Consider the following 24,390-nt stretch of genomic DNA (forward strand, 5'->3'; position numbering starts at 1 on the left):
GACGCTCCTCAGGCAAAGGCTTCGGCGTATTCGCGCCAGGCGTACGCGGTGTCGTCATCGATCTGCGCCAGTTCCTGCGCCAGCGGCAGGTCGGGGCGCGGTCCCATGAGGTCGCGGAAGCCCGGATCGCCATTGGACCCGGCGAACTTGCGCTCGCAGGACAGGGACACGCTCATCGAGAACATGAAGACTTCGATTTCGACGGTGATGGTGGCGCGTCCCGCGCACTTGCCGCTTTCGAACTCGTAGCGCAGTTCCAGGTAGATTTCGATGGAAATGCTGACGATGCCCAGCACGCTGACGCAGCCGCCCATGCGGAAGTAGCCGGCCAGAGAGCAGGCATTCTTTTCCATGCGGAAATAGATGCCCGCCATGACGTGCACGCCGCCGGAGGCCACCCCCAGGTTCACCGACACGCTGGCGCCGAACTCGAAGGCGGCCTCCATGAGCTGGATGCCGCTGGGATCCAGCGTGATGCCGAAAAACCCGCCGCCGCCGAACATGCATACCGACAGGTTGAAGGGCTGCTCGCGCGTGCAGAAATTAAAGCGCACTGCGAGGGGCTGGCCGATGAAAGGTACGGTAAAGCCCGCGCCGAGGCTCAGGTTGGACAGGTTGAAAACGCCGATGGCCACGGCCGGCAGGGCCAGGTCGAAGCCCGCGTCCACGCCTTTGGCCGAGATGTCCAGGTAGGGCGGGTCCGAGAACCCATCCAGCGGAATCAGATCGCGCAATGTCTCCACGAAGGACAAGGGACCGACGAACTTGATGTCGGTCAGCAGCACGTCCACGTCCATCTTCGCGGCCGTGTCGATGCGGAACTCGATCTTTTCGAAGTTCAGTTCCAGAAAGCTGGCGGGCGCGATCAGGACCAGGTCGAAGTCCTTCAGGGAGCAGACGACCGATATCTTCGGCGCGCTTTGCCCGTTCTTGCGGATGCGGGCCTCCACGGCGACCCGGAAGCCGCGTGCATCGTTGACGCGGAACAGGGGCGGGTCGCCGGGCTTGATCGACCAGCTTTTGATCACCGGGTTCCAATCGAAGCGGACGGTGAGCTCGTCACCGGTCAGCAAGTCGAGCAGCTCGGCGCTTGCCAGCACGGCGCCCACCGCCAGCTTGACCGCTTGCAGGGCGGTCTGCGCGATCTGGCGCGGCGCGCCTTCGAGCAAACGCGCCGTACCGATGGTGTCGGACAGCGGCTGCACCGCGTCCTTGATGGCCTGAAGGCGGGGCGTGAGTGTCGCGGCGTCGGCGAACAGTTCGTCCAATTGGTCGGGGTGGCCCACCACGGCATCCAGCGCGTCGTACAAGGCCTTGCCTTGCACCAGCAGCACTGGCACCACGCCCACGCCATCCAGCAGCGTCAAGGCGGTGTTGGCCGCCTGGCGCAACGATTGCCGCAGGCCATCAGGCAAGCCCACGCCATTGACCTGCGTGTCGGCCGCAGTGCGCAGCGCCTGGGCCGCATTGCGCGCGGCGGTGAGCACCGCGGGCAGTCCGGGCAGGGCGGGCGCGGCGTCGAAGGACAGCCCGGCCAGCAGCGCGACTTGCGCGCGCACAGCGTCCAGCGCGGCCATCAGCCCGTTGAGGCGCGCGCGCGCGTCCTGGACCAGGTCTTGCGCATAAGCCTGGGCCTGGCTGAGCAAATCTTCCAGCGTGGCTTTCAGCACCTGCAAGGCAGCCTCGGCGATACGCCCTGGCTGTTGCGCCAGGTCCGCCACCAAGCCATACAGCCGGCCCATTTCGTTGACCAGGCTCTCGAGCTGGGAACAGGCTTCCGAGATGAAGCGCGGCACCTGCTCCGGCGTGCCCGCCGCATTGGACACGGCTTCGATGACGTCGCCCAGCGGGATGCAGCCAAACAGCAGCGGCAGGGGCAGGTCCGAGGACAGAACCTTGGGAAAGATGTCCGGCCCGTTCATCTTGCCGGCCACGAAGTCCGTCACCTTGCCGCTGACCGGCCCGGCCATGCGCGACAGGGCCGAGGGACGCAGATTCGGCTGGACGAATCCGCCGGCGCGGTCGCCCTGCGCCGAGAAGTTCAGCACGGCATCGCCGCGGTAGACCGGGTTGGCGTCTATGTCGCCGAAGACCTGGCCCACGTTGGCGGAATCGAAACCGAAGCGCAGGTAGTGGTCGTTCCAGCTGAGCACGCTATTGCCGTCGCTGCCCGTCAGTTCGGCCAGCGCGGCGATGCGGATTTCCGCGCGCTTGATGCCTGGATAGAACAAGGGGCCGTTCAGGGAGTCGCTGTACGCGCGTAGCTGGGTATTGCCCGGATCGACGAGGCCGTCGAACTCGACAGTCTCGACTTGCGCGGCGGTGTCGCCGGGCTTGAGCGGAGACGCCAGCGTGACCCGCTGTTGCTTGAACTGCGCGGTGCGGCGGTCGCTTACCTCGGGTTTGCGCCAGGCATCCCGCGTCTGCTTCGCGAATGCTTCGGCATTGCCGTAATCCGGCGTCAGCCATTGGCCGCTGAGCTTGCGCGGACAGGCGCGGCCGCCGTCCATGAAGATCATGGGCAGGTCGAACTGGACGTTGCGACCGTCGATGTCGGTGGCCGAACAGGCGAAGCGGAAGGGAATTTTTTCTATGCACGGCCAGAACAGCAATTGTCCCAGGCCGTCGATATTGCTGTCCGGGGAGGTCGGCGTATCCAGGCTGGGCGTGACGGTGGTGAGGATGCGCACACTGGAAAACGGCATCTGGCGATGCAGAAAGATCAGATTGCCCGCGTCGTCGCGTGCCTGCAGGTCGGGGTCCGCGTACACGCGTTCTCGCTGGCGCACGATGATGAACAGGCGCTGGCGCAGATAGGCAGTATTGCCGGGCGTGCCGCGGTGGAACTTGCGTTCGCTGACCTTCACCAGCGCGGCGCGGTGGCCGAAAGGAAACAGCAGCCCTTTATAGACGACGCGGACGTAGTGGTCGCGGCCCATGGCGCCTCGATGCGTCCATTCTTCCAGCGATAGGCCGGGCGCGTCCCAGTTGCCGCGCGAGTCCAGCCATGCGCCCAGCGGCGAGAGCATCAACAGCCTGGCCTCCACCGGCTGCGGCGTGTAGTTGGCGACGGAAAAGTTCGACGACAGGTGCGCGATCTGGTAGCGGTCGAAGTCGTCCATCGGCATGCGGAAGGGCGAGGTATTCGGTTGGGGCAGATAGGTTTGCGTCGGCACCGGAAACGCCGATTGCATCGGCTTGGTCGTGCCTTCGCCTCCCAGCGCCCACACCGCGCGCACGTTGGGCCGGGCATCATCCGGCCGTGGCGCCGTCGCGCTGTCCTGTGGCGGCGCGGCCAGCAATTGGGTGTGCCAGAGCTCGGTATGTTGGGTGGCGGTGGAAGTCGCAGGGGCCTTGGCGTGGCGCCAGCGCTCATCCGCATGCGGACTGAGGATCAGGCGCCACGGCAGTTCGATCGCGGTCTGCTGCGCGGCGGGCAGCGCAGGCTTGGGTCCGCGCCGGAGAATCTCGATCAGGGCGCTGGTGCGCTGCAATTCGCGGGCGGGCGCCATGCCGCCCAGGCGCAGTGCGCGCAGCCCGGCGGCGCCACCGGCCTGGCGCAGCAACAGGGTGCCGGGCGCGTTCTGCTGCGTGGCGATGCGCACATTGCGCAGTGCGAAGCTCGACAGCGCCGCGCGTTGCACTGGGGAGAGTTTGTCGATGCGTTTGTCGAACAGGTCGCGCAGGTCCAGGCGCGGTGCGCTGGGGCCGGGCGGGCGCGCGTTGGCGGCGACCGTCAGGGGCAGGGTCTCCATCGCCGCCAGCACGCCTTCCAGCGTGTACGGCACGTCAAAGCCGTCGGGAATGGCAAAGGCCAGCCGGGATTCTCCGGCAATGCGCGCGCGCACGGGCGGGCCTGTTGGGGTTTCCACGCCGCCGACGGGCTCGGGTTTGTCCGGCGTAGGGCGGGGCGGGGGCTGATTGGCGGTGGCGGGGGGCGGCCTTTCGAAGAACGCCTCTTCGGTGATCGACTGCGGCGGGAAGTGGACGATCAGCGTGGCGACCCCGTCGCCGGCTTTCTTCAGTCGCGGCGGCTGGCCCGGCGTTACCGCCAGGTTGCGCAGTTCCAGCCGCAAGGCCAGCATATCGGCGGGCCGCAACACGGCTTGGCCGGGGCGGGTGCCGTCGAAGAAATTGCGGTTGGGATTTGGGGCCAGGACAGGAATGTTCAGCCTTCTGGTGACCATGCCAGTTCTCCTGCAAATAAGGAAACCCAGGAACTCAATCCTGCACGTCCAGCTACCTGCGAATCGAACTGCCAATGTCGCGAAAATTATCGTTGTGTTGCGTTAGTAGTCAACAACGTGCCGGCGCGTGGAGTAAGCGGCCGCCATGGCCTTGGTTTCGCCATCTGGATGTGGCTGAAAGGTGTAGAAAGCGAGCGCCTTCACTCGGAAAGTTCATGCGTTGCATGAGACTTTGGTTGCCATCCGTAGGCGGAAAAACGGTTGCGCCGGTATCCATCCGCATGGGGGACGGGTGTGCGCCATCGGAATTTATTTTGTACGAATGCGTAACGGCTCCGGCCCCGGAAACAGCGGGGCCAGAAGCTGAGCGGGTGGCAGCAGCGCTATCCGCTAGCTGGTTACGGCAGGCGCGTCGCCCAGCGCCTGCAGGCATTCCGCCAGCGACGGAATGCCGCTGGCCAGCGCATCGACGGTCTGCGCGTCGACCTTGGACAGGGGCGGGATCTCGGCCAGCACGCGCACCTCGCCGAAGCGCTCGATGGCTTCCTTGTTGCCCGCCGATAGCGGTCCGCTCATGATGACGCCCAGCACGGGAATGCCGCGCCGCTTGAGCGCCTCCAGGCTGAGCAAGGTGTGGTTGATGGTGCCCAGCCCGCTGCGCGCGGCCAGTACCACGGGCATGTCCAGCCGCGCGATCAGGTCGATCATCATGTGGGTATCGTCGATCGGCACGTAGAGGCCACCGGCGCCCTCGACGATCAATGGCGCTGGCGTGGCGGGCGGGACGATGCTGGTCGCATCGACTATGGTGTCTTCAAGCGTGGCGGCCGCCCAGGGCGATAGCGGCGCCTGCAACACGTACGCGGGCAGGTGCAGGCGTTCGGGCGGCAGCCCGGCCAGTTGCGCCACGGTTTCCGTGTCGCCCGGTTCTTCCGCCACGCCCGTCTGGACGGGTTTCCAGTAGTCGGCGTTCCAGGCGCGCGCCAGGATCGCGGATACCAGGGTCTTGCCGATGCCGGTGTCGGTGCCGGTCACGAAAACCCCGGTGGGGTGCTTGTTCGGTTTTTTCCACATACCGTAGGCCAGGTGGTAGGTCGCCCCGGCTCCTTGTTCGTCAAACGCCGCCAGCACGCGCCGCAGCTGCGCAGCGCCAAGAGGCGGGCGGCCGGGAGCGGGCGTGGTGGCGCCGATGCCTTTCAGGCTGCGCAGGAAACGCAGCCCGTCAGGATGATTTTGTATCAGCCGTTCGCTGCGCACGCCACCAGCCAGTTTGCCCCCGTCCGGATGGATGGCGGCGGCAGGCGGATAGCGCGGCGTGACGGGAGTCAGGCCGGCCGCGGCATGCGCGGTGCGCCATTCGTGGAACGTGTCCTCCGCCAGCGTTGCCACGGCCAGGCAGCCGCCCGGCGCGAGCAGCGCGGCCAGCCGGCCCAGGCCTTTGTTCAGGTCGGAAAACCATTGCACCGCCAGGCTGGAGCAGATCAGGTCGTAGCCGCCCGGCAACCCGTCCGGATGTTCGCCGTCCAGCAACTGGTAGCGGGCCTGGCCGGGCAAGGGCGGGCCGCTATGCGCCACCGCCAGCATGCCGGGCGCGATGTCGGTCACTGTCCAATCCGCCGGGCCGATGCGCCGCGCCAGCGCTTGCGTCAGCAGGCCGGTGCCGCAGCCTATCTCCAGGATGCGCGGGCGCCGGGGCAGCGGCAGCAGGGCGATATCGCTGGCCAGCCGTTCGGCCGCCAGGCGCTGGACGGACGCGTGGTCTTCATAGGCCTGGGCGGCGGCGCTGAAGCGTGCGCCGATCCTGGCGTTGCGCGGGGCCAGCGTCATGCGGCGTCCGCCAGGCGGGCAATGAAGGCGCGGATCCGTGCCGCGCACCAGGGCGCGTCCGACACGGGCAGCAGGTGGCCGCCGCCTTCGCGGCCATGGATCTCCGCGTTGGCCAAGCCGGCAAAGCCTGCCTGTGTCATGGGTGCCGGAACGATGGGATCCTCCATGCCGGCAAGAACCAGCAGCGGCACGGGCAATGCCGCCAGGGCGTCGCGCCGGTCTTCCTCGCGCAGGGCCAGCAGATCGCGCGCAAGCGGCGCGAGCCGCGGCGCGTCGAAATCGGACGCGTCGCCGCAGCGCTGGCGGAAGTCGCGCAGCACCGGGACGGGGTCGGTCGACAGCCGTTTGGACATGCGGTCCAGCAAGCGGAGCGCCACGCCCTCGTAGCCGGGACCAGCGGCAAAGCGCGGGAAGCCGTTGATGGACACCAGGCCCCGGCAGCCTGGCGGCAGTTGGCGCAGCAGGCGCAGCACACCCAGCGAGTGGCCGATGGCGATTACCGGGCCGCCAATGTCCGGCTCCTGGCCAGACCCGAAGTAGCCGGCGTCAAAAAAAACTTGCGGCCAGTCCTGGAGGCCGGCGCGCAGCGGCGCCCAGACCGAGGCGTCGAAGGCCCAGCCATGTACGAAGAGCAGGGTGGGGCGGGTAACGGCGGCTTGCATCGGGGCAGCCGCCATCACGCCAGCGCGGCGGCGAAGCCATCGATCAGCCGCGCCACGTCCACGTCGCGGTGCGCGGCGCTGAGCGTGACGCGCAAGCGGCTGGTGCCGGCGGGGACGGTAGGCGGCCGGATGGCCACGGCCAGGAGACCGCGCTGTTCCAGCGCGGAAGCCAGCGCCAGGGCGCGGTCTTCGTCACCGACGATGGCCGGCACGATCTGGGTGGAGGACGCGCCGGTGTCCAGTCCCATGCCACGCAGCGCGGCGCGCAGATTGTCGCCCGCGGCAGCGAGGCGGGCGCGTTCGGCATCCAGCGTAGGCACCAGGTCCAGCGCCGCGTCCATGGCGCCCAGCACCGCGGGCGGCAGCGCCGTCGTGTAGATGAAACCGGAGCAGGCGTTTACCAGGTAGTCGCACAGGGCGCGAGAACCGGCAACATACGCGCCGAATCCGCCCAGCGCCTTGCTGAATGTGCCCATGGCCAGGTCGATGCGGCCGGGCGCCAGTCCAGCCAGTCCCATGCCGCGCGGACCCAGGACGCCGGTGGCGTGGGCTTCGTCCAGGTAGACGAACGCGCGGTACCGGTCCGCCAGGCCCGCAAGCCGCTCAACGTCGCAGCGGTCGCCGTCCATGCTGAACACGCTCTCGGTGACGATGAACCGCGCCACCGGTTTGCCGCCGGTTTCGGCGGGCGCCCGGGCCGCGAGCAGGCTTTCCAGATGGTCCAGGTCGTTGTGCCGGAAACGGATCTGTTTGACCCCTGCGGCCTGGCAGCCGTGGTGCAGGCTGGCGTGGTTGAGCTTGTCGGCGTACACCTCGACCTCGCCCTGGCCGGCAGCCGCGCGCAGGAGCGCGGGCAGCACGGCGGCGTTGGCCTGCCAGCCCGAGGCCAGCAGCAACGCCGCCTCCGTGCCCTTGAGCCGCGCAAGCTTGGCCTCCACTTGCTCGTGCAGGTCCAGGTTGCCGGTTACGAGGCGCGAGGCCTGGGCGCCTGCGCCGTGTCGGGCCGCCCATTCGCGCGACCGCTCGACCAGCAGCGGGTGCCGGGACAGGCCCAGGTAGTCATTGCTGGAGAAGTTCAGGACGGGTTCGCCCTCGAGGACGAGGCGTCCCGGGGCGGCTGCGGTGGCCGTGCGCAGGCGGCGGCGCACGCGGCGCGTTTCGGCACGCGCCAGTTCGGACGAGAAAAGCGGATCCAGCTTGGACATCTAATTTTCCGGCAGCGGCCTGGCCGGGATACATCCCCGCCAGGCCGTAGAATGCGGGCCATTGTAGTGGAGGCGCCGCCGCTTCCGTTCCGGCCGCATCCGTAGGGCGGGCCTGGGCGCGGCGCAGGTATCGAGAGGTGAATCATGCACACGCCCGACTGGATGGCCCGGGGCCAACCCCATATCTGGCTCCCTTATGCGCAGATGAAGACGGCGACGCCGCCGCTGCCGGTGGTGCGCAGCCACGGCAGCCGGCTGGAACTGGCCGACGGCCGCAGCCTGATCGACGGCGTGGCGTCCTGGTGGACCGCATGCCACGGGTACAACCATCCGCACATCGCGCAAGCGGTGCGCGCGCAGTTGGACGCCATGCCGCATGTCATGTTCGGCGGACTGACCCACGAGCCGGCGCTGAACCTGGCGCGCCGGCTGGCCGGCATGCTCGGGCCGGGACTGGACCGGGTCTTCTACACGGATTCCGGCTCGGTGGCCGTGGAAGTCGCCATGAAAATGGCGCTGCAATTCTGGCTGAACCAGGGAGAGCGGGGCCGCAGCCGTTTCCTGGCATTCCGTGGCGGCTATCACGGCGACACCTTCGGCACCATGGCGGTATGCGATCCGGACGAAGGCATGCACAGCCTGTACCGGGGCATGCTGGCCGAGCACGACATCGTTGACCTGCCGCGCACCGAGGGCGAACTGGCAGCGCTGGAGGTCCACCTGGAAATCCATGGCGCGCGGCTGGCCGGCATCCTGGTCGAGCCCCTGGTGCAGGGCGCGGGCGGCATGCTGCTGCATGATCCGGAGGTGCTGCGGCGCCTGCGCCGCCTGGCCGACCGGCACGGCCTGTTGCTGATCTTTGACGAGATCTTCACCGGTTTCGGCCGAACCGGCACGCTGTTCGCATTCGAGCAGGCCGGCATCCGGCCCGACATCGTCACCTTGTCCAAGGCGCTGACGGGCGGCACCTTGCCGCTGGCCGCCACGGTGGCCAGCAGCCGGGTGTTCGAGGCCTTCTGGTCCGACGATCCGTCTCATGCCTTGATGCATGGCCCTACCTTCATGGGCAACGCGCTGGCCTGCGCCGCGGCCAACGCCTCGCTGGACCTGTTCGAGAGCGAGCCGCGGCTGGCGCAGGCGCAGGCGATTTCCACGGCGCTGGCTGCCGGCCTGGAGCCTTGCCGCGAGTTGCCCTGGGTGCGCGACGTGCGCGTGCTGGGCGCGATCGGCGTGGTCGAACTGGATGGCATCACCGACCGCGAAGCGCTGAAGCGGCGTCTGGTCGACGCAGGAGTCTGGGTCCGGCCGTTCGGCAATGTGGTCTACCTGACCCCGGCCCTGACCATCGCCGAAGACGAACTGGCCAGCTTGATGCGGGCAGTGGTGGACGTGCTGCGCCAACGGCGCCCCTGACCCGGCCGGCCGCGAGAGGGGCAGTCCTGCACGTTGCCCAGGCAAACCCGCCCGGTCCGCCTTGATCCAGATCAAGGCGTGCTTGCGGCGCGCTGATTACCATCGGCGCATGCGAGCAAAATCGATTTTCGCCGTCCCGGCCAGCCTGTCCGCCGCTGACCGCCAGCAGCGCCGCCATGCCTTGGTGCGCCTGTCGCTGGCGTGGCTGGCGATGATGCAGGTGATGATGTTCGCCTGGCCCGGCTACCTGCGCCACGAAAGCATGCCCGCCGACGCGCTGGAAACGCTGGACTGGGCCATCGTGCTGATGAACTGGGCCAGCTTTGCGCTGACCGTGCCGGTGGTGGTCTATTCGGCCTGGCCAATCTGGCGCCACGCGGGCGACAACCTGCGCCATGGGCGCGCCGGCATGGACGTGCCGGTGGCCCTGGGCATCGTCGCCGCCTTCATCCCCAGCGTTCACGCCACCTATACCGGGCGGGGCGAGGTGTACTTCGATTCGGTCACGATGTTCGTGGCCTTTCTACTGACGGCGCGCTACCTGGAACTGTGCGCCCGCCAGTCGTTCGGCGGCGCGGCCGCGGGGCTGCGCCACGAACGCGTCGAAGCGCAGCGCCTGGACCTGGGCGCGCGCGCCGACCGGCTGGCGTCGCGCTTTGTCATGATCCAGGTCGCGCTGGCGTTGGCCGCCGCGGCTGCCTGGGCCTACATCGACCCGGCACACAGCATCCCCGTGATGGTGGCGCTCCTGGTGATGAGCTGCCCCTGCGCCATGTCGATGGCGGTGCCGACCGCCATGGCGTCGGCGCATTCGGCGCTGGCCGCCCATCCGTACATGCCCGATGCGGCGCTGGACGAGTTGCTGGGCGAGGCGCGCCGCAAGGCGCGGCAGAACCTGTACGGCTCGCTGATCTGGCATTTGCTGATGACGCCGCTGGCACTGGTCGGCTGGGTCACGCCGTGGCTGGCCGCAATCACCATGCTGGTCTCTTCGCTGGCTGTCGCCTACAACTCGTGGCGCCTGTGCCGCCGCGACTGGTCGGGCGACCTGGCGGCGGGCGCCGCGCTGGAAGCGGCGCAATGACCATCCTCTATCTGCTCCTGCCTCTATCCCTGCTGTTCGTGCTGGCCATCGGCGTGTCGCTGTGGTGGGCCGTCTTCAACGGCCAGTACGACGACACCGACGATGCCGGCCGCGCCATCCTGCTCGACGACGACAGCGGACCGGCCAGCCGCGGCTGAGCGCGATGCTTGACCCGGCGCCATGACCCGTTGCGCCGGCGCTGCGTTCCCCACCGTGTAACGAGATGCTTGATCCAGATCAACGCTGCCTTGAGTGACTAGTCCCATCATTGCAGCCTGGAGCTATCTGTTACTTTAGGGGAAGGGCGATGAACGATTGCGCCGCAATCGCAAGCAAGGCCGACACCTTCAACTACAAGATCGTGAGGCAGTTCGCGCTCATGACGGTAGTGTGGGGTATTGTCGGCATGGCTGTGGGCGTTTTTCTCGCTGCACAGCTTATCTGGCCGCAGCTGAATTTTGACACTGCATGGTTGAGCTACGGCCGCCTGCGTCCGTTGCACACCAATGCCGTGATTTTCGCGTTCGGCGGCAGCGCGCTGTTCGCAACGTCTTACTACGTGGTCCAGCGCACCTGTCAGGCGCGGCTGTTCTGCGGCCCGTTGGCCGCGTTCACGTTCTGGGGCTGGCAGATCGTCATTGTCGCCGCCGCCATCACCTTGCCCATGGGTTTCACCAGCAGCAAGGAATACGCCGAACTGGAATGGCCCATCGACATCCTGATCACCCTGGTCTGGGTTGCCTACGCCATCGTGTTCTTCGGCACCATCATCAAGCGCCGGACCAAGCACATCTACGTGGCCAACTGGTTCTTCGGCTCGTACATCCTGACCATCGCCATCCTGCACATCTTCAATAACATCGAGATGCCGGTGTCGATGTGGAAGTCCTATTCCGCCTACTCGGGCGTGCAGGACGCCATGGTGCAATGGTGGTATGGCCACAATGCGGTGGGCTTCTTCCTGACCACCAGCTTCCTGGGCATGATGTATTACTTCGTGCCCAAGCAGGCCGGCCGTCCCATCTATTCGTACCGCCTGTCCATCGTCCACTTTTGGGCGCTGGCGTTCACCTACATGTGGGCGGGCCCGCACCACCTGCTGTACACCTCGCTGCCCGACTGGACGCAGTCGCTGGGCATGACGTTTTCGCTGATCCTGCTCGCGCCGTCCTGGGGCGGAATGATCAACGGCATCATGACCCTGCAGGGCGCCTGGTACAAGCTGCGCACCGATCCTATCCTCAAGTTCATGGTCACGGCGCTGTCGTTCTACGGCATGTCGACCTTCGAAGGTTCGATGATGTCGATCCGCACGGTCAACGCGCTGTCGCACTACACGGACTGGACCATCGGCCACGTGCACTCGGGCGCGCTGGGCTGGGTCGCCATGATCTCCTTCGGATCGCTCTACTACCTGATACCGCGCCTGTATGGCCGCGAGAAGATGTTCAGCGTCAAGGCCATCGAACTGCATTTCTGGATCGCGACCATCGGCGTGGTGCTGTACATCGCCGCCATGTGGATCGCCGGCGTGCAGCAAGGCCTGATGTGGCGCGACACCGCCAGCGACGGCACGCTGGTCTACAGCTTCGTCGAAGAACTGAAGACGCGTGTGCCGTATTACCTGATCCGCTTGCTCGGCGGCACGCTGTTCCTGTCGGGTGTGTTCGTCATGGCGTGGAACGTGTGGATGACGGTGCGCGGCGCGCGCCCGGTCAACCCCGCCATTCCGCAAGACGATCCCCATGCCGCACGCCAGCCGGTCCCCGCGACCGCCGTGCCGGCCACTGTTTGACGAGGACATCATGGCCAACAACAAATCTGGTTTCTTTTCCCACCAGACGCTCGAGAAGAACATTGGCTGGATGATCATCGCCAGCATCCTGGTGGTGTCCTTCGCGGGCCTGGTCCAGATCGTGCCACTGTTCTTCCAGCACAGCACGACGCAACCCGTCGCCGGGGTGGAACCCTATAGCCCGCTGCGCCTGATGGGCCGCGACGTCTATATCCGCGAAGGCTGCGTCGGCTGCCACTCGCAGCAGGTGCGGGTGCTGGCGGCCGAAGTGCAGCGCTACGGTTCCTATTCGGTGGCAGCGGAATCGGTCTTCGATCATCCCTTCCTGTGGGGCTCCAAGCGCACCGGTCCCGACCTGGCGCGCGTGGGTGAACGCTACTCCGACGACTGGCACCGCATTCACCTGCGCGATCCGCGCAAGGTAGTGCCGGAGTCCAACATGCCCGCGTATCCCTGGCTGGAGAAAACGGTCATCACCGGCGAGAACGTGAGCGAGCGCATGAGCGCGCTGCGCAAGCTGGGCGTGCCTTACACGGACGAGGAAATCGCCGCGGCGCCCAAGGCGATCGAAGGCAAGACCGAGGAAGACGCGCTGGTCGCCTACCTGCAAGGGCTGGGCGTGGGCGTGCGCAAGGCCAAGCAGGCCGAGCAGGCCAAACAGGCGGAAGCGGCCAAGAAGGCCGCTCAGTCCGCCGCGCAGCCGGCCGCGCAAGCGGCCACGGGAGGCTGATCATGCTGGGCTACCTGAGCGCGGCCGTCACGGCGGTCTCGATGGCAACATTTTTCGGCATTGTCTGGTGGGCCTGCTCGCGCGGCCGCCAGAGCGCCAACCGCGAATCGGCCATGCTGCCGTTCGCACTGCCCGATGAGTTCGGGCAGGGACAACAAGATGGAGCGAATCGGTCATGAGCGATTTCGTCAATGGCTTCTGGGGGTATTTCATCTCGATCGTCGCCGTCGGCGGCGTGGTCTGGTGCGTCTGGCTGCTGTACACCCAGCGCCGCTGGCTCAGCACCAAGCCGGCCAACGGCAAGGTCGAGGACACGGGCCACGTCTGGGACGGCGACCTGACCGAGTTGAACAACCCGGTGCCCGGCTGGTGGACCTGGATGTACCTGCTGGCTTGCGCGTTCGCCCTGGGCTACCTGTTCTTCATGCCGGGCCTGGGCGAGTACAAGGGCCAGCTGGGTTACAGCAGCACGCAGGAAGTTGCGCAGCAGCAGGCCAAGATGGCCGAGGCCGTGCGTCCGATCTACGCGCGCTTCGAAACCATGGACGTGCCGCAGATCGCCCAGGATCCGGGTGCCCGTGAAATCGGCCAGCGCCTGTTCCTGAACACCTGCGCGCAATGCCATGGCTCGGACGCCAAGGGCGGCCCCAGCTTTCCCAACCTGACCGACGGCGACTGGCTGCATGGCGGCTCGCCCGAAGCCATCACGCAGACCATCACGCAAGGCCGCGTCGGGGTGATGCCGCCATGGAAGGCTGCAATCGACGCCAAGACCGCTGGCGACATCGCGCAGTACGTGCGTTCGCTGTCGGGCCTGACGGCCGATCCGGTCCGCGTGTTTCGCGGCAAGCGGGAATTCGCGAACTATTGCGTGGCCTGTCACGGTGTCGACGGCAAGGGCAACCAGGCGCTGGGCGCGCCGAACCTGACTGACGACGTCTGGCTCTACGGCAGCTCTGAAGCCACCATCGTCAAGACGATCCTCGACGGTCGCGACAACCGCATGCCGGCGCACCAGGACATCCTGACGCCCGAACAGATCAAGATCCTGACGGCATGGGTCTGGGGCCTGTCGAACAAGCCTGACGCTACCGCCCGCGTGGCGACGGAAAGCGCCGCACCGGCAACGGCAACGAAGTAAAGGCATTGCAGCGGGCAGCACAGCGCATGGATAAGGGCCGCGCTGGCGCTGCCCTCATGTCACCAGACTTACAGCAGGGAGCAGCAAATGGAAGATGGGTCAGCCGCAAGGGTCGGCACTTCGCCTGACGGTGACCCGCCGCCCTGGCGGCCGCATGTTCGGCCGCCACGTCCCGGGACGGAGACCCTGGAGCAGACGTTGGCGGGCGTGCGCAGCAAAATCTATCCGCGATCCGTCAGCGGCATCTTCGCCCGTTGGCGCATCGCGTTTGTCTTTCTCACTCAGCTGATCTTCTACGGGCTGCCTTGGCTGCAATGGAATGGCCGCCAGGCCGTGCTGTTCGATCTGGGCGCTCGCAAGTTCTATCTCTTCGGCCTGGTGCTGTGGCCGCAGGACGTGGTCTACCTGGCGGTGCTGCTGGTGATCTCGGCGTTGGCGCTGTTCCTCTTCACCGCGGTGGCCGGGCGCCTGTTCTGCGGTTATGCCTGTCCGCAGACCGTCTACACGGAAATCTTCATGTGGATAGAGCGCAAGGTCGAGGGCGACCGGGTGGCGCGCATTCGCCTGGATGAATCGCCCTGGTCCTGGCGCAAGGCGCGCCTGAAGTTCACCAAGCATTTCCTGTGGATCGCGCTGGCCTGGTGGACGGGCTCTACTTTCATCGGCTATTTCGCGCCTATCCGCGAATTGGGGCATGAGCTTTTCGCCCTGCAGCTGGGCCCTTGGCAGTGGTTCTGGATGCTGTTCTATGGCTTTGCCACCTGGGGCAACGCCGGCTTCATGCGCGAATCCGTGTGCAAGTACATGTGCCCCTACGCGCGCTTCCAGAGCGTGATGGTGGATCCCGACACCTTTGTCGTCACCTACGACAAGCGCCGCGGCGATCCGCGCGGCGGCCGCTCGCGCAAGGTGGACCACAAGGCGGCCGGCCTGGGCGACTGCGTCGATTGCAGCCTGTGCGTGCAGGTCTGTCCGACGGGCATCGATATCCGCGACGGCCTGCAATACATGTGCATAGGCTGCGGCGCCTGTATCGACGCCTGCGAACAGGTCATGGACAAGATGCAGTACGAGCCGGGGCTGATTCGCTACACCTCCGAGCGCGCCATGCTGGACGGCCTGTCCGCCAAGAGCGCGCGCTCCCACCTGCTGCGTCCGCGCGTGTTGATCTACGGCACGTTGATCCTGGCGCTGGCCGTCGCTTTCGTGGTGTCTCTGGCCATGCGCAACCCCTTGCGGGTGGATGTGATCCGTGATCGGGGCGCGCTGGGACGCGAAGTGGCCGGCGGCATGATCGAAAACGTGTACCGCCTGCAACTGATCAACACGTCGGATACGCCCCTGACGCTGCGCCTGTCGGCTGAAGGCGTGCCGGGCCTGGCCGTGCTGGCTGGCCAGCAGGGTTCCAACACCGTCGAGGTCGAGGCCGCGGCCAACAAATTGGTGCCCATGGTCATCCGCGCGCCAGCTGGCACGCAGCCGGGCGCCCATGCCATTACGCTGCGCGCGCGCGGCCAGGATGGCGAGCACCGACCGGTCGAGACCGACGAGGCCGCCAGTTTCTACGTACCTGATTGAGCATTGAAGAGGACATACCCATGACCGCCGTCCAACCCGCCAAAGCTACCAAGCCCTGGTACCGCGAACCCTGGCCCTGGATCCTCATGGCCGGCCCGTTTGCGGCCATGATAGGGTGCTTCGTCACCATCTATTTCGCTTTCACCAACTTCAGCAACCAGCCGATCCAGGAAGGCGTGGTCAAGCGCGGCCTGGTCATCGAGCAGGTTGCGCCCAGCGCCAATCCGTAATCCGGGAGAACAACAGATGGGCTTGCGATCATTGATGTGGATCCTGTGGCCGTCCTTCATGGCGGCCGCGGCGGGGAGCGCGCTGATCTTCGCCCTGATCGATCCCCTGGACGTGGCGATCTTCGGGCATGTCCCGACGGGACGCACGGGCTTCTATACCGTGTCTTTCTTCGTGTTGTGGGTGATGGCGGGGCTGTCCAGCACGCTGACGGCGTACCTGATGCCCAAGCCCGAGGAACCCGAGGATCTGTAGCCGGGCGCGGCGCTGCCGCGGCCCGGGGCGGACGGCGGCGCTAGACCTTCTTCACGAACTCCGACTTCAGGCTCATCGCTCCGAAGCCGTCGATCTTGCAGTCGATGTCATGGTCGCCGTCGACCAGTCGGATGCCCTTGACCTTGGTTCCCATTTTGATCACGCCGCCGGAACCCTTGAGTTTCAGGTCCTTGATGACGGTGACGGTATCGCCGTCCTGCAACACGTTGCCTGCCGAATCGCGGTAGACCTTGCCCGCGTCCTCGGTGGCTTCGGCGGCCTGTGCCGTCCATTCATGCGCGCATTCCGGGCAGACAAACGCGGCGCCGTCTTCATAGGTGTATTCGGACTGGCATTTTGGACAGGCGGGCAATGCGCTCACGGATGGACCTCAAAATAAAAAACGCGCGATGCGCAATACGCGATTGTACTGTGCAGCAGCTGGTTTTCGCCCTTGGCACGGGGGGTATCCCGCCTTGCGTTGCGTGGTCTCAAACTGCGACGTCGCCATGCAGTAATCCCACGAAATGGCGCGCCGCCGCGCTCAGCGGCCGGTCGCGGGGCACGATGCTGCCAAAGGCCGTCAGGCGCTGCCGAATCTGGTAGGGCAGGATCGCCAGCAGGCCATGCGCCGCGTACCGGCTCGCCACCGATTCGGGAATCACGCCCAGCATCGTTGATTTCATCGCCAGGTTGGTGGTGGTCAGGATGGATGCCGATTCGATCAGCCCTTTGGGCGTGCTGGCATTGTTCGCATGGAACTCCTGCTCGATAACGTCGCGCATCGGACTGCCGTGCGGTTGCAGGACCCACGGATAGGCCAGCATGGCGTCGAAGTTCACGCGTTTGCGTCCGGCCAGCGGATGGTCCACTGCCGCGATCACCGACAACGCCTCGTCGCCGATCGGACGAAAGACGTACTGGCTGTCCGACAGGGTCAGCATGCGGCCTATCACCACGTCCAGCTTGCCTTCGTTCATGCGGCCGATCAGCAGGTCGCTGGTGCCGGTGGAAATCTCCACCGCCAGCAGCGGATAGGTTTGCTTCAGGCGCAGCAGGGCGTCGGTCAGATGGCCGGGCGAAGCCGCCATGATGCTGCCAATGAACAGCTTGCCCGCGCTGCCCAGGCGCAACTCATCCAGCTCGCGCGCCAGCGACGAGACCGTGCCGCGCATGCCGCGGAAGTACCCCATCACGCATTCGCCCGCCGCGGTCAGCGCCAGTCCTCGGCCCACCCGTCCGAATAGCGGCTGGCCGATGGCCAGTTCCAGTTCGTGCAGCATCTTGCTGGCCGCGGACTGGGTCATATTGAGCTGGTTGGCGGCGGCGCGCAGCGTGCCGCGCTCTTCGATCGCCAGCAGCAGGACGATCTGCCGCATCCGCAGTCGGGCCAGCAGCGCAGGGACGTGTATGGCGCGTTCCATGATTGATCGCCTCAGGTGAACGGTTGGTGCAAAAGTTTCATTTTACGGAAACTAAGCTTCTTTCTAAGATGCATCCACAAGAGATTGCCCATCCATAGGGCAAGAAGACACCAACCAAGGAGACAACCATGAAGACTCGGCTATTGGCCGCGATCGCGGCCGGCGCCCTGTGCCTGTCTGCCCTGGCGCCCGTCCAGGCGCAAGGCGCCGACTGGCCCAACAAGCCCCTGCGCCTGCTGGTAGGGTCCGCGCCGGGCGGCGGCACCGATGCCATGGCGCGTGCCGTGGCCGACAAGCTGGGCCCGCTACTCAAGCAGACCGTGGTGGTCGAGAACAAGCCGGGCGCATCCAATACGCTGGCGGCGGACCTGGCGGCCAAGTCGTCGGACGGCCACACCATGGTGATGGGGGTATCCACTGCCCACGCCATCGCGCCGCACCTGTTGAAGCTGGGTTATGACAACGACCGCGATCTGGTCCCGGTCGTGTTCGTGGGCGCGGTGCCCAACATCCTGGTGGTGAATAACGATGTGCCAGCCAAGTCGGTGCAGGAGCTGATCGCCTTGCTCAAGAGCAAGCCGGGCACCTACAACTTCGCCAGCAGCGGCTCGGGCAGTACCCAGCACATTGCTGCGGAACTGTTCAAGGACGCCACTGGCGTGCAGATGATCCACATTCCCTACCGCGGCAGTGGCCCGGCGCTGGTGGACCTGATGGGCGGACAGGTGCAGATCGCGTTCGAAACCGCGTCTTCGGTAATTCCTCATATCAAAAGTGGCAAGGTACGCGCGCTGGCCGTGCTGAGCGCCAAGCGCAATGCGCAGTTGCCTGATGTGCCCACCATGGCCGAAGCCGGCGTGCCCGGCGTGGAAATGAGCGCCTGGTATGGCATCTACATGCCCGGCGCCGCGCCTGCCGCCAATCAGAAGCGCATCCATGACGCCGTCAACGGCATTCTGGCGCTGCCCGACACGCAGGCCCGCCTGCAGGCGATCGGCGCCGACATCAACCCGATGAGCCAGGAGCAATTCGCGCAGTTCCACAAGTCCGAGAACCAGCGCTACGCCGGCATCATCAAGAAGAACAACATCTCCGTGGAATGACCCAGACATGAGCACGCAGCAGAAACCCGTCATTGCCCTGACGCTGGGCGACCCCGCCGGCATCGGCGCCGAACTGATCGCCCGCCTCCTGGCCAGGCCACAAGCCACGCAACTCGCGAACATCGTTTTGGTTGGCGACGAGTGGCTGTGGCGCGAGGGCCAGCGGGTGGCAGGCGTGCAGGTTGCCACGCAAGCCGTGGACAGCTTCGAGGCGGTGCGCGACCGGCCGGACACCAGCGCGCCCGCCTGGCTGGGGATGGAAACCATCGAACCCGGCCAGGTGCGCGTGGGCCAGGCCGAGGCCGCGGGCGGGGCGTCGGTGCTGCGGGTGCTCAACGCCTGCATGGACGCGGCGCGTGACGGTCACGTCGACGCCATCTGCTTCGCGCCCCTGAACAAATACGCGATGAAGCTGGGCGGCCTGGGGCACGACGACGAGCTGCATCACTTCGCGCAGTACCTGGGCGTGACCGGCTATTTCTGCGAGTTCAACACGCTGGGGGACTTGTGGACCTCGCGCGTGTCCTCGCACATTCCGCTCAAGGATGCGGCGGCGGCGCTCAGTGTCGACGGCATCAAGGACGCCACGCGCCTGATCTATCGTTCGCTGCAGGCCAACGGCGTGGCCGAGCCGCGCGTGGCAGTGGCCGCTTTCAACCCGCATGGCGGCGACGGTGGCACTTGCGGCCGGGAAGAAGTGGACATCATCGCGCCGGCCGTGCGGCAGTTGAACGAAGAGGGCCTGCCGGTGCAAGGGCCATTCCCCGCGGACACGATCTTCCTCAAGGCGCAGGCCGGCGAATTCCAGGCCATCGTCACCATGTATCACGACCAGGGCCAGATCGCGATCAAGCTTCTGGGCTTCTCGCGCGGCGTGACGGTACAGGGAGGCCTGCCCATCCCGATCACTACGCCCGCGCACGGCACCGCCTACGACATCGCCGGCCAGGGCCGGGCCAACCTGGATGCGACCTGGCAGGCCTTCCTCATAGCCTGCCGGATGGGCCTCTCGCACCGTGCATCGCGTTCGTCTGCCGGCTGACGCGACGTTTCATTCCCTACCTCGATTCCAAGCAGGAAACCCACATGAAGATCAAATCCGTCCGCGCCCGCGTCTACGAATGGACCGGCAAGACCGTGCCGCCGCAGGGCAACTTCTGCTCCAATGCCATGGACCTGCTGTATTCCAGGCAGGAAACCATGAGCACCTTCCGCTTCCACGGCTGGACCGTGGTCGAGGTGGAAACGGACGACGGTATCGTGGGCCTGGGCAACGTGGCGCTGGCGCCGCGCGTGGCCAAGGCCATCATCGACCAGTACCTGGCTCCGCTCGTGATCGAGCAGGATCCCTGGGACTACGAATACCTGTGGCAGCGCATGTACCGCGCTACCCATGCCTGGGGCCGCAAAGGCGTGACCATGGCCGCGATTTCGGCCGTGGACCTGGCCATCTGGGACATCCTGGGCAAGTCCGTGAACAAGCCTGTTTTCAAGCTCCTGGGCGGGCGCACCAAGGAAAAAATCCCGGTCTACTACTCCAAGCTTTATCGCACCGACCTGAAAGCCATGCAGGAAGAGGCGCAGACCTATCTGGACCAGGGCTTTACGGCTTTCAAGATGCGTTTTGGCTATGGTCCGGCGCACTTGCAAAAGGGCGTGTCGGAAAACCTGAAGTCGGTGGAGGCGGTGCGCGAAGTGATCGGCTACGACACCGATCTGATGCTCGAGTGCTACATGGGTTGGAACCTGGAATACGCCAAACGCATCCTGCCCAAGCTGGAGAAATTCGAACCCCGGTGGCTGGAGGAGCCCGTCATCGCCGACGATATCGACGGCTATGCGGAGCTGAACCAGCTGACCTCGATCCCGATTTCCGGCGGCGAGCACGAGTTTTCGCTGTACGGCTTCAAGCAGCTGCTGGACCGCAAGGCAGTGTCGGTGGTGCAGTACGACACCAACCGCGTGGGCGGCATCACGGCGGCGCACAAAATCAACGCATTGTGCGAGGCCTACAGTGTGCCGGTCGTTCCGCACGCAGGCCAGATGCACAATTACCACCTGACGATGAGCACGTTGGCCTCGCCCATGAGCGAATACTTCCCGATGTTCGACGTGGAAGTCGGCAATGAGCTGTTCTATTACATCTTCGACGGCGAGCCGGTGGCCAAGGAGGGGTTCATCGACCTCGAGGACGACAAGCCCGGGCTGGGCCTGACGCTCAAGACGGAATACCTCAAGAACTTCAACATCATCGAATAGACATGGCAACCTACGAAAATCCGCGCTACCGCGGCATCTTCCCTGTCGTTCCCACCACCTTCACCGAATCGGGCGAACTGGACCTCCCCAGCCAGAAGCGGGCGGTGGACTTCATGATCGACTCCGGCGTGGACGGCCTTTGCATCCTGGCCAACTTCTCCGAGCAGTTCGTGCTGTCGGACGACGAGCGCGAAATCCTGACGCGTACCATCCTGGAACACGTGGCCGGCCGCGTGCCCGTCATTGTGACCACCACGCATTTCAGTACCCAGGTCTGCGCCGCGCGCAGCCGCCGGGCGCAGGAGCAGGGCGCCGCGATGCTGATGATCATGCCGCCTTACCATGGCGCGACGATTCGGGTATCGGAAGAACAGGTGGCGGGCTTCTTCCAACGCGTGTCCGACGCGGTGGACATCCCCATCATGATCCAGGACGCCCCAGTGGCGGGCACGCCATTGTCGGCCGCGGCTTTGGCGCGGATGGCGCGCGAGATCGAACACGTGGCGTACTTCAAGATCGAGACCGCGGGCGCGGCGTCCAAGCTGCGTGACCTGATCGCCTTGGGCGGCGCTGCGGTGGAAGGGCCTTGGGACGGCGAGGAAGCCATCACCCTGCTGCCAGACCTGGATGCCGGCGCCACGGGTTCGATGACGGGCGGCGGCTTCGCCGACGGCCTGCGTCCCATCATCGAGGCCCACCGCGCAGGCAAGCGCGACGAGGCCTGCCGCCTGTACGAGCGCTGGCTGCCCCTGATCAACTACGAAAACCGGCAGGGTGGCATTCTCAGCGCCAAGGCCTTGATGAAAGCCGGTGGCGTGATCGCTTGCGAGGCGCCCCGGCACCCGCTGCCCGCCATGCGGGAGGAGGTCCGCCAGGGGCTGCTTGAGACCGCCCGCCGGCTCGATCCGCTGGTTCTGCGCTGGGGACGCTGAGCAGAACTTGCTCAGCGGTCAAACACACTGTTCCGTCACGCCGAACAAGCCTGTCAGGCGTGACGGTTAAAATCCCTGGCTATCCATCTAGTCGGGGGCGCGTGTGCAGCCGGTCATTTCAGTCCAGGATCTATCCAAACGGTACGCATCGGGGTTCCAGGCGCTCAAGAGCGTGAACCTGGACATCCAGCGGGGCGAGATCTTCGCGCTGCTCGGTCCGAACGGCGCGGGCAAGACGACGCTGATCAGTATTATCTGCGGCATCGTCAATCCCACCGCCGGCCGCGTGCTGGCCGACGGCCACGACATCGTTTCGGATTTTCGCGCGGCGCGCTCCAAGATCGGCCTGGTGCCGCAAGAGATCTCCACCGACGCGTTTGAAAGCGTCTGGAACACCGTCAACTTCAGCCGCGGCCTGTTCGGCAAGCCGACAGACCACGCCTATATCGAGAAGGTGCTGCGCGACCTGTCGCTCTGGGACAAGAAGGACAGCCGCATCATGGCGCTGTCGGGCGGCATGAAGCGCCGCGTCATGATCGCCAAGGCCTTGTCGCACGAACCCGCCATCTTGTTCCTGGACGAACCCACCGCGGGGGTGGACGTGGAGCTTCGGCGCGGCATGTGGGAAATGGTGCGGCGCCTGCGTGAAAGCGGCGTCACCATCATCCTCACCACGCACTACATCGAGGAAGCCCAGGAAATGGCCGACCGCGTCGGCGTCATCCGCAAGGGCGAGATCATCCTGGTCGAGGAAAAGCACGCGCTGATGGCCAAGCTGGGCAAGCGCCAGCTGACGCTGACGCTGAAGGCGCCGCTGCCGGGCATCCCCACGGCGCTGGATGCCTTTCAGCTGGAACTGTCCGACAACGGCCACAAGCTGGTCTATACGTACGATAACCAGGGCGGCGGGGAAATCTCCCGGCTGCTGCATGAGCTTTCCAGGCTGGAGATCGAGTTCACGGACCTGAATTCGTCGGAAAGCTCGCTCGAGGATATCTTTGTCAGCCTGGTGCACGGTCAATCATGAACTTCTACGCCATCCGCGCTATCTACCTGTTTGAAATGGCCCGCGCATGGCGCACGCTCATGCAGAGCGTGCTGTCGCCGGTGATCTCCACCTCGCTGTACTTCGTGGTGTTCGGTTCGGCCATCGGCTCGCACATGGTCGAAATCGACGGCGTGAGCTACGGGGCATTCATCGTGCCGGGCATGATCATGCTGTCGCTGTTGACGCAGAGCATCGCTAACGCGTCCTTCGGCATCTACATGCCGCGGTTCTCGGGCACCATCTATGAAATCCACTCGGCGCCCATCTCCTATGTGGAGATCGTCATGGGCTATGTCGGAGCCGCTGCCAGCAAGTCCATCATCCTGGGACTCATCATGCTGGCCACGGCGCGCCTCTTCGTGTCGTTCGAGGTGGCGCATCCATTCTGGATGCTGGGCTTTCTGGTGCTCACCGCCGTGACCTTCAGCCTGTTCGGCTTCATTATCGGCATCTGGGCCGACGGCTTCGAGAAGCTGCAGATCATCCCGCTGATGATCATTACCCCGCTGACCTTCCTGGGCGGCACCTTCTATTCCATCAAGATGCTGCCGCCGTTCTGGCAGACCGCCACCTTGTTCAATCCGGTGGTGTATCTGGTCAGCGGGTTCCGCTGGGCCTTTTATGGCGTGGCGGACGTCAGCGTCGGCGTCAGCGTGGGCATGACGCTGGTGTTCTTGCTGGCCTGCCTGATCGGCGTGCGCTGGATCTTCAAGACTGGCTACCGGCTGAAGACCTGAGCGCCGCCGGTGTCGGCAGGCGCGGCCGCGCTTCAGGGTTGCGCGGCCGTCGGCGCGCTGCGGGCCATGCCATCATGCGCGTCCAGCAGCCGTTCGCGCCAGGCATGGACGGGATCGTCCTCGGCCAGCAGTTCCAACGTGCTGGTGCAGCGCGCCCACATGAACATGCCGAACACTGCATAGTCGGCATAGGCCGGCTGCTCGCCCGCCAGATAGGGCTGTTTGCCCAGCATCTGCCGCAACGGCAGCAATGCGGCGCGCAGTGCTGCGACCTGTTCGTCGTAGCCTGCGGGCAGATCCTCCAGCTTGCCAAAGCGCTTTTCCCGCGTGGCGCGGAAATAGTCCCGGTCTTTTTCATGGATCAGGCCATGGATGCTGGGCAGCAGCAGCCGCGCCAGCGTCGGCACCAGGGTGGTGTCGGCCCATGAATTCGCGAACAGGCTCAGCGCGCGGCCGGTGGCGCCACCGAACAGCGAGGGCCGCTCGGGGAAGTGGTCTTCGAGGTAGCACGCGATCTGCCAGGAATCGCTGACGACATGGGTGCCGTGCACCAGCACAGGCACGAGCTTCTGGCCGGAAAAATCTATCGCTTCTTTTTCCGTGAAGCGCCAGGGCACGGTCGTGGCCGTCAGGCCTTTGTGCGCCAGCGCCATATGGGTCTTCCAGCAGTGCGGGCTGAAACGCAGCGATGCATCGGCGCCCGCCAGGTCATAGAGAGTGAGATCCGTGGTCAAGATACTGCGCTCCTTCTGCGTGTCGGTAAGGAAATCCGGAAACAGGAT

General features: G+C 65.7%; 23 protein-coding genes. 16 read left to right on the plus strand and 7 right to left on the minus strand.

Annotated elements, in window-relative coordinates; all coding sequences use genetic code 11:
• Nucleotides 1-8: 8 nt before the first annotated feature.
• The 4 genes from VCS63_RS20155 to VCS63_RS20170 form a co-directional block, all read right to left on the minus strand.
• Nucleotides 9-4,187, minus strand: a complete 4,179-nt coding sequence (locus VCS63_RS20155) for a hypothetical protein (RefSeq protein ID WP_323880846.1) — start codon at nucleotides 4,185-4,187, stop codon at nucleotides 9-11.
• A gap of 390 nt (nucleotides 4,188-4,577) precedes the next feature.
• Entirely contained in the window at nucleotides 4,578-6,014 is a 1,437-nt protein-coding gene (gene bioD / locus VCS63_RS20160; RefSeq protein WP_042794351.1) for a dethiobiotin synthase, read from the minus strand.
• Nucleotides 6,011-6,676: an alpha/beta hydrolase gene (locus tag VCS63_RS20165; RefSeq protein ID WP_323880848.1), complete on the minus strand. Its 666-nt coding sequence runs from the start codon at nucleotides 6,674-6,676 to the stop codon at nucleotides 6,011-6,013. The genes bioD and VCS63_RS20165 overlap by 4 nt, the downstream gene beginning before the upstream one ends.
• 14 nt (nucleotides 6,677-6,690) lie before the next feature.
• The gene (locus VCS63_RS20170) at nucleotides 6,691-7,881 is read right to left on the minus strand and encodes an aminotransferase class I/II-fold pyridoxal phosphate-dependent enzyme (protein WP_063641217.1); all 1,191 of its coding nucleotides are present in this window, start codon (nucleotides 7,879-7,881) and stop codon (nucleotides 6,691-6,693) included.
• 144 nt (nucleotides 7,882-8,025) lie between these two features.
• Here VCS63_RS20170 and VCS63_RS20175 point away from each other — a divergent pair, with 144 nt between their 5' ends.
• The 10 genes from VCS63_RS20175 to VCS63_RS20220 all read left to right on the plus strand — a co-directional run bounded on the left by VCS63_RS20175 (nucleotide 8,026) and on the right by VCS63_RS20220 (nucleotide 16,105).
• A complete protein-coding gene (locus VCS63_RS20175; protein WP_323880850.1) occupies nucleotides 8,026-9,294 on the plus strand; it encodes an adenosylmethionine--8-amino-7-oxononanoate transaminase in 1,269 nt (422 codons plus the stop codon).
• 109 nt (nucleotides 9,295-9,403) lie between these two features.
• A complete protein-coding gene (locus tag VCS63_RS20180) occupies nucleotides 9,404-10,378 on the plus strand; it encodes a hypothetical protein (protein WP_063641299.1) in 975 nt (324 codons plus the stop codon).
• Entirely contained in the window at nucleotides 10,375-10,536 is a 162-nt protein-coding gene (gene ccoS / locus VCS63_RS20185) for a cbb3-type cytochrome oxidase assembly protein CcoS (RefSeq protein ID WP_042794347.1), read from the plus strand. Before VCS63_RS20180 ends, ccoS begins: the two co-directional genes overlap by 4 nt.
• 149 nt (nucleotides 10,537-10,685) lie before the next feature.
• Nucleotides 10,686-12,173, plus strand: coding sequence for a cytochrome-c oxidase, cbb3-type subunit I (ccoN, locus tag VCS63_RS20190; RefSeq protein WP_042794346.1), 1,488 nt, complete (start codon nucleotides 10,686-10,688; stop codon nucleotides 12,171-12,173).
• A 10-nt stretch (nucleotides 12,174-12,183) separates the two neighbouring features.
• Nucleotides 12,184-12,903: a cytochrome-c oxidase, cbb3-type subunit II gene (gene ccoO / locus VCS63_RS20195; RefSeq protein ID WP_042797201.1), complete on the plus strand. Its 720-nt coding sequence runs from the start codon at nucleotides 12,184-12,186 to the stop codon at nucleotides 12,901-12,903.
• Nucleotides 12,904-12,905: 2 nt separating this feature from the next.
• Entirely contained in the window at nucleotides 12,906-13,082 is a 177-nt protein-coding gene (locus tag VCS63_RS20200; RefSeq protein WP_042794345.1) for a cbb3-type cytochrome oxidase subunit 3, read from the plus strand.
• Nucleotides 13,079-14,044, plus strand: a complete 966-nt coding sequence (gene ccoP / locus VCS63_RS20205) for a cytochrome-c oxidase, cbb3-type subunit III (RefSeq protein WP_063641220.1) — start codon at nucleotides 13,079-13,081, stop codon at nucleotides 14,042-14,044. Before VCS63_RS20200 ends, ccoP begins: the two co-directional genes overlap by 4 nt.
• A gap of 87 nt (nucleotides 14,045-14,131) precedes the next feature.
• Nucleotides 14,132-15,622: a cytochrome c oxidase accessory protein CcoG gene (ccoG, locus tag VCS63_RS20210; RefSeq protein ID WP_063641221.1), complete on the plus strand. Its 1,491-nt coding sequence runs from the start codon at nucleotides 14,132-14,134 to the stop codon at nucleotides 15,620-15,622.
• Between the two features lie 20 nt (nucleotides 15,623-15,642).
• On the plus strand, nucleotides 15,643-15,852 hold the full coding sequence (locus VCS63_RS20215; RefSeq protein WP_042794343.1) for a FixH family protein: 210 nt from the start codon (nucleotides 15,643-15,645) through the stop codon (nucleotides 15,850-15,852).
• A gap of 16 nt (nucleotides 15,853-15,868) precedes the next feature.
• The gene (locus VCS63_RS20220) at nucleotides 15,869-16,105 is read left to right on the plus strand and encodes a hypothetical protein (protein ID WP_042794342.1); all 237 of its coding nucleotides are present in this window, start codon (nucleotides 15,869-15,871) and stop codon (nucleotides 16,103-16,105) included.
• Nucleotides 16,106-16,145: 40 nt separating this feature from the next.
• Here VCS63_RS20220 and VCS63_RS20225 read toward each other — a convergent pair whose 3' ends face one another.
• Both VCS63_RS20225 and VCS63_RS20230 read right to left on the minus strand, forming a co-directional pair.
• Nucleotides 16,146-16,487: a zinc ribbon domain-containing protein YjdM gene (locus VCS63_RS20225; protein WP_042794341.1), complete on the minus strand. Its 342-nt coding sequence runs from the start codon at nucleotides 16,485-16,487 to the stop codon at nucleotides 16,146-16,148.
• Between the two features lie 109 nt (nucleotides 16,488-16,596).
• Nucleotides 16,597-17,529, minus strand: coding sequence for a LysR family transcriptional regulator (locus VCS63_RS20230; RefSeq protein WP_042794340.1), 933 nt, complete (start codon nucleotides 17,527-17,529; stop codon nucleotides 16,597-16,599).
• 128 nt (nucleotides 17,530-17,657) lie between these two features.
• Here VCS63_RS20230 and VCS63_RS20235 point away from each other — a divergent pair, with 128 nt between their 5' ends.
• The 6 genes from VCS63_RS20235 to VCS63_RS20260 all read left to right on the plus strand — a co-directional run bounded on the left by VCS63_RS20235 (nucleotide 17,658) and on the right by VCS63_RS20260 (nucleotide 23,608).
• Nucleotides 17,658-18,632, plus strand: coding sequence for a Bug family tripartite tricarboxylate transporter substrate binding protein (locus VCS63_RS20235; RefSeq protein WP_042794339.1), 975 nt, complete (start codon nucleotides 17,658-17,660; stop codon nucleotides 18,630-18,632).
• 7 nt (nucleotides 18,633-18,639) lie between these two features.
• A complete protein-coding gene (locus VCS63_RS20240; protein WP_323880854.1) occupies nucleotides 18,640-19,674 on the plus strand; it encodes a 4-hydroxythreonine-4-phosphate dehydrogenase PdxA in 1,035 nt (344 codons plus the stop codon).
• Nucleotides 19,675-19,718: 44 nt separating this feature from the next.
• A complete protein-coding gene (locus VCS63_RS20245) occupies nucleotides 19,719-20,891 on the plus strand; it encodes an L-rhamnonate dehydratase (protein WP_323880855.1) in 1,173 nt (390 codons plus the stop codon).
• Between the two features lie 2 nt (nucleotides 20,892-20,893).
• Nucleotides 20,894-21,823 carry a dihydrodipicolinate synthase family protein gene (locus tag VCS63_RS20250; RefSeq protein WP_323880857.1) on the plus strand — a complete coding sequence of 310 codons (930 nt, stop codon included), beginning with the start codon at nucleotides 20,894-20,896 and terminating at the stop codon, nucleotides 21,821-21,823.
• A gap of 103 nt (nucleotides 21,824-21,926) precedes the next feature.
• Entirely contained in the window at nucleotides 21,927-22,850 is a 924-nt protein-coding gene (locus VCS63_RS20255) for an ABC transporter ATP-binding protein (RefSeq protein ID WP_042794335.1), read from the plus strand.
• Nucleotides 22,847-23,608, plus strand: coding sequence for an ABC transporter permease (locus VCS63_RS20260; RefSeq protein WP_042794334.1), 762 nt, complete (start codon nucleotides 22,847-22,849; stop codon nucleotides 23,606-23,608). Before VCS63_RS20255 ends, VCS63_RS20260 begins: the two co-directional genes overlap by 4 nt.
• Nucleotides 23,609-23,640: 32 nt before the next feature.
• Here the strand turns inward: VCS63_RS20260 and VCS63_RS20265 are convergent, their stop codons facing one another.
• Entirely contained in the window at nucleotides 23,641-24,342 is a 702-nt protein-coding gene (locus VCS63_RS20265) for a glutathione S-transferase family protein (RefSeq protein WP_063641225.1), read from the minus strand.
• Between the last annotated feature and the right edge of the window lie 48 nt (nucleotides 24,343-24,390).

The organism is Achromobacter sp. D10, from assembly GCF_035282245.1.
GTDB lineage: Bacteria > Pseudomonadota > Gammaproteobacteria > Burkholderiales > Burkholderiaceae_B > Achromobacter > Achromobacter insolitus.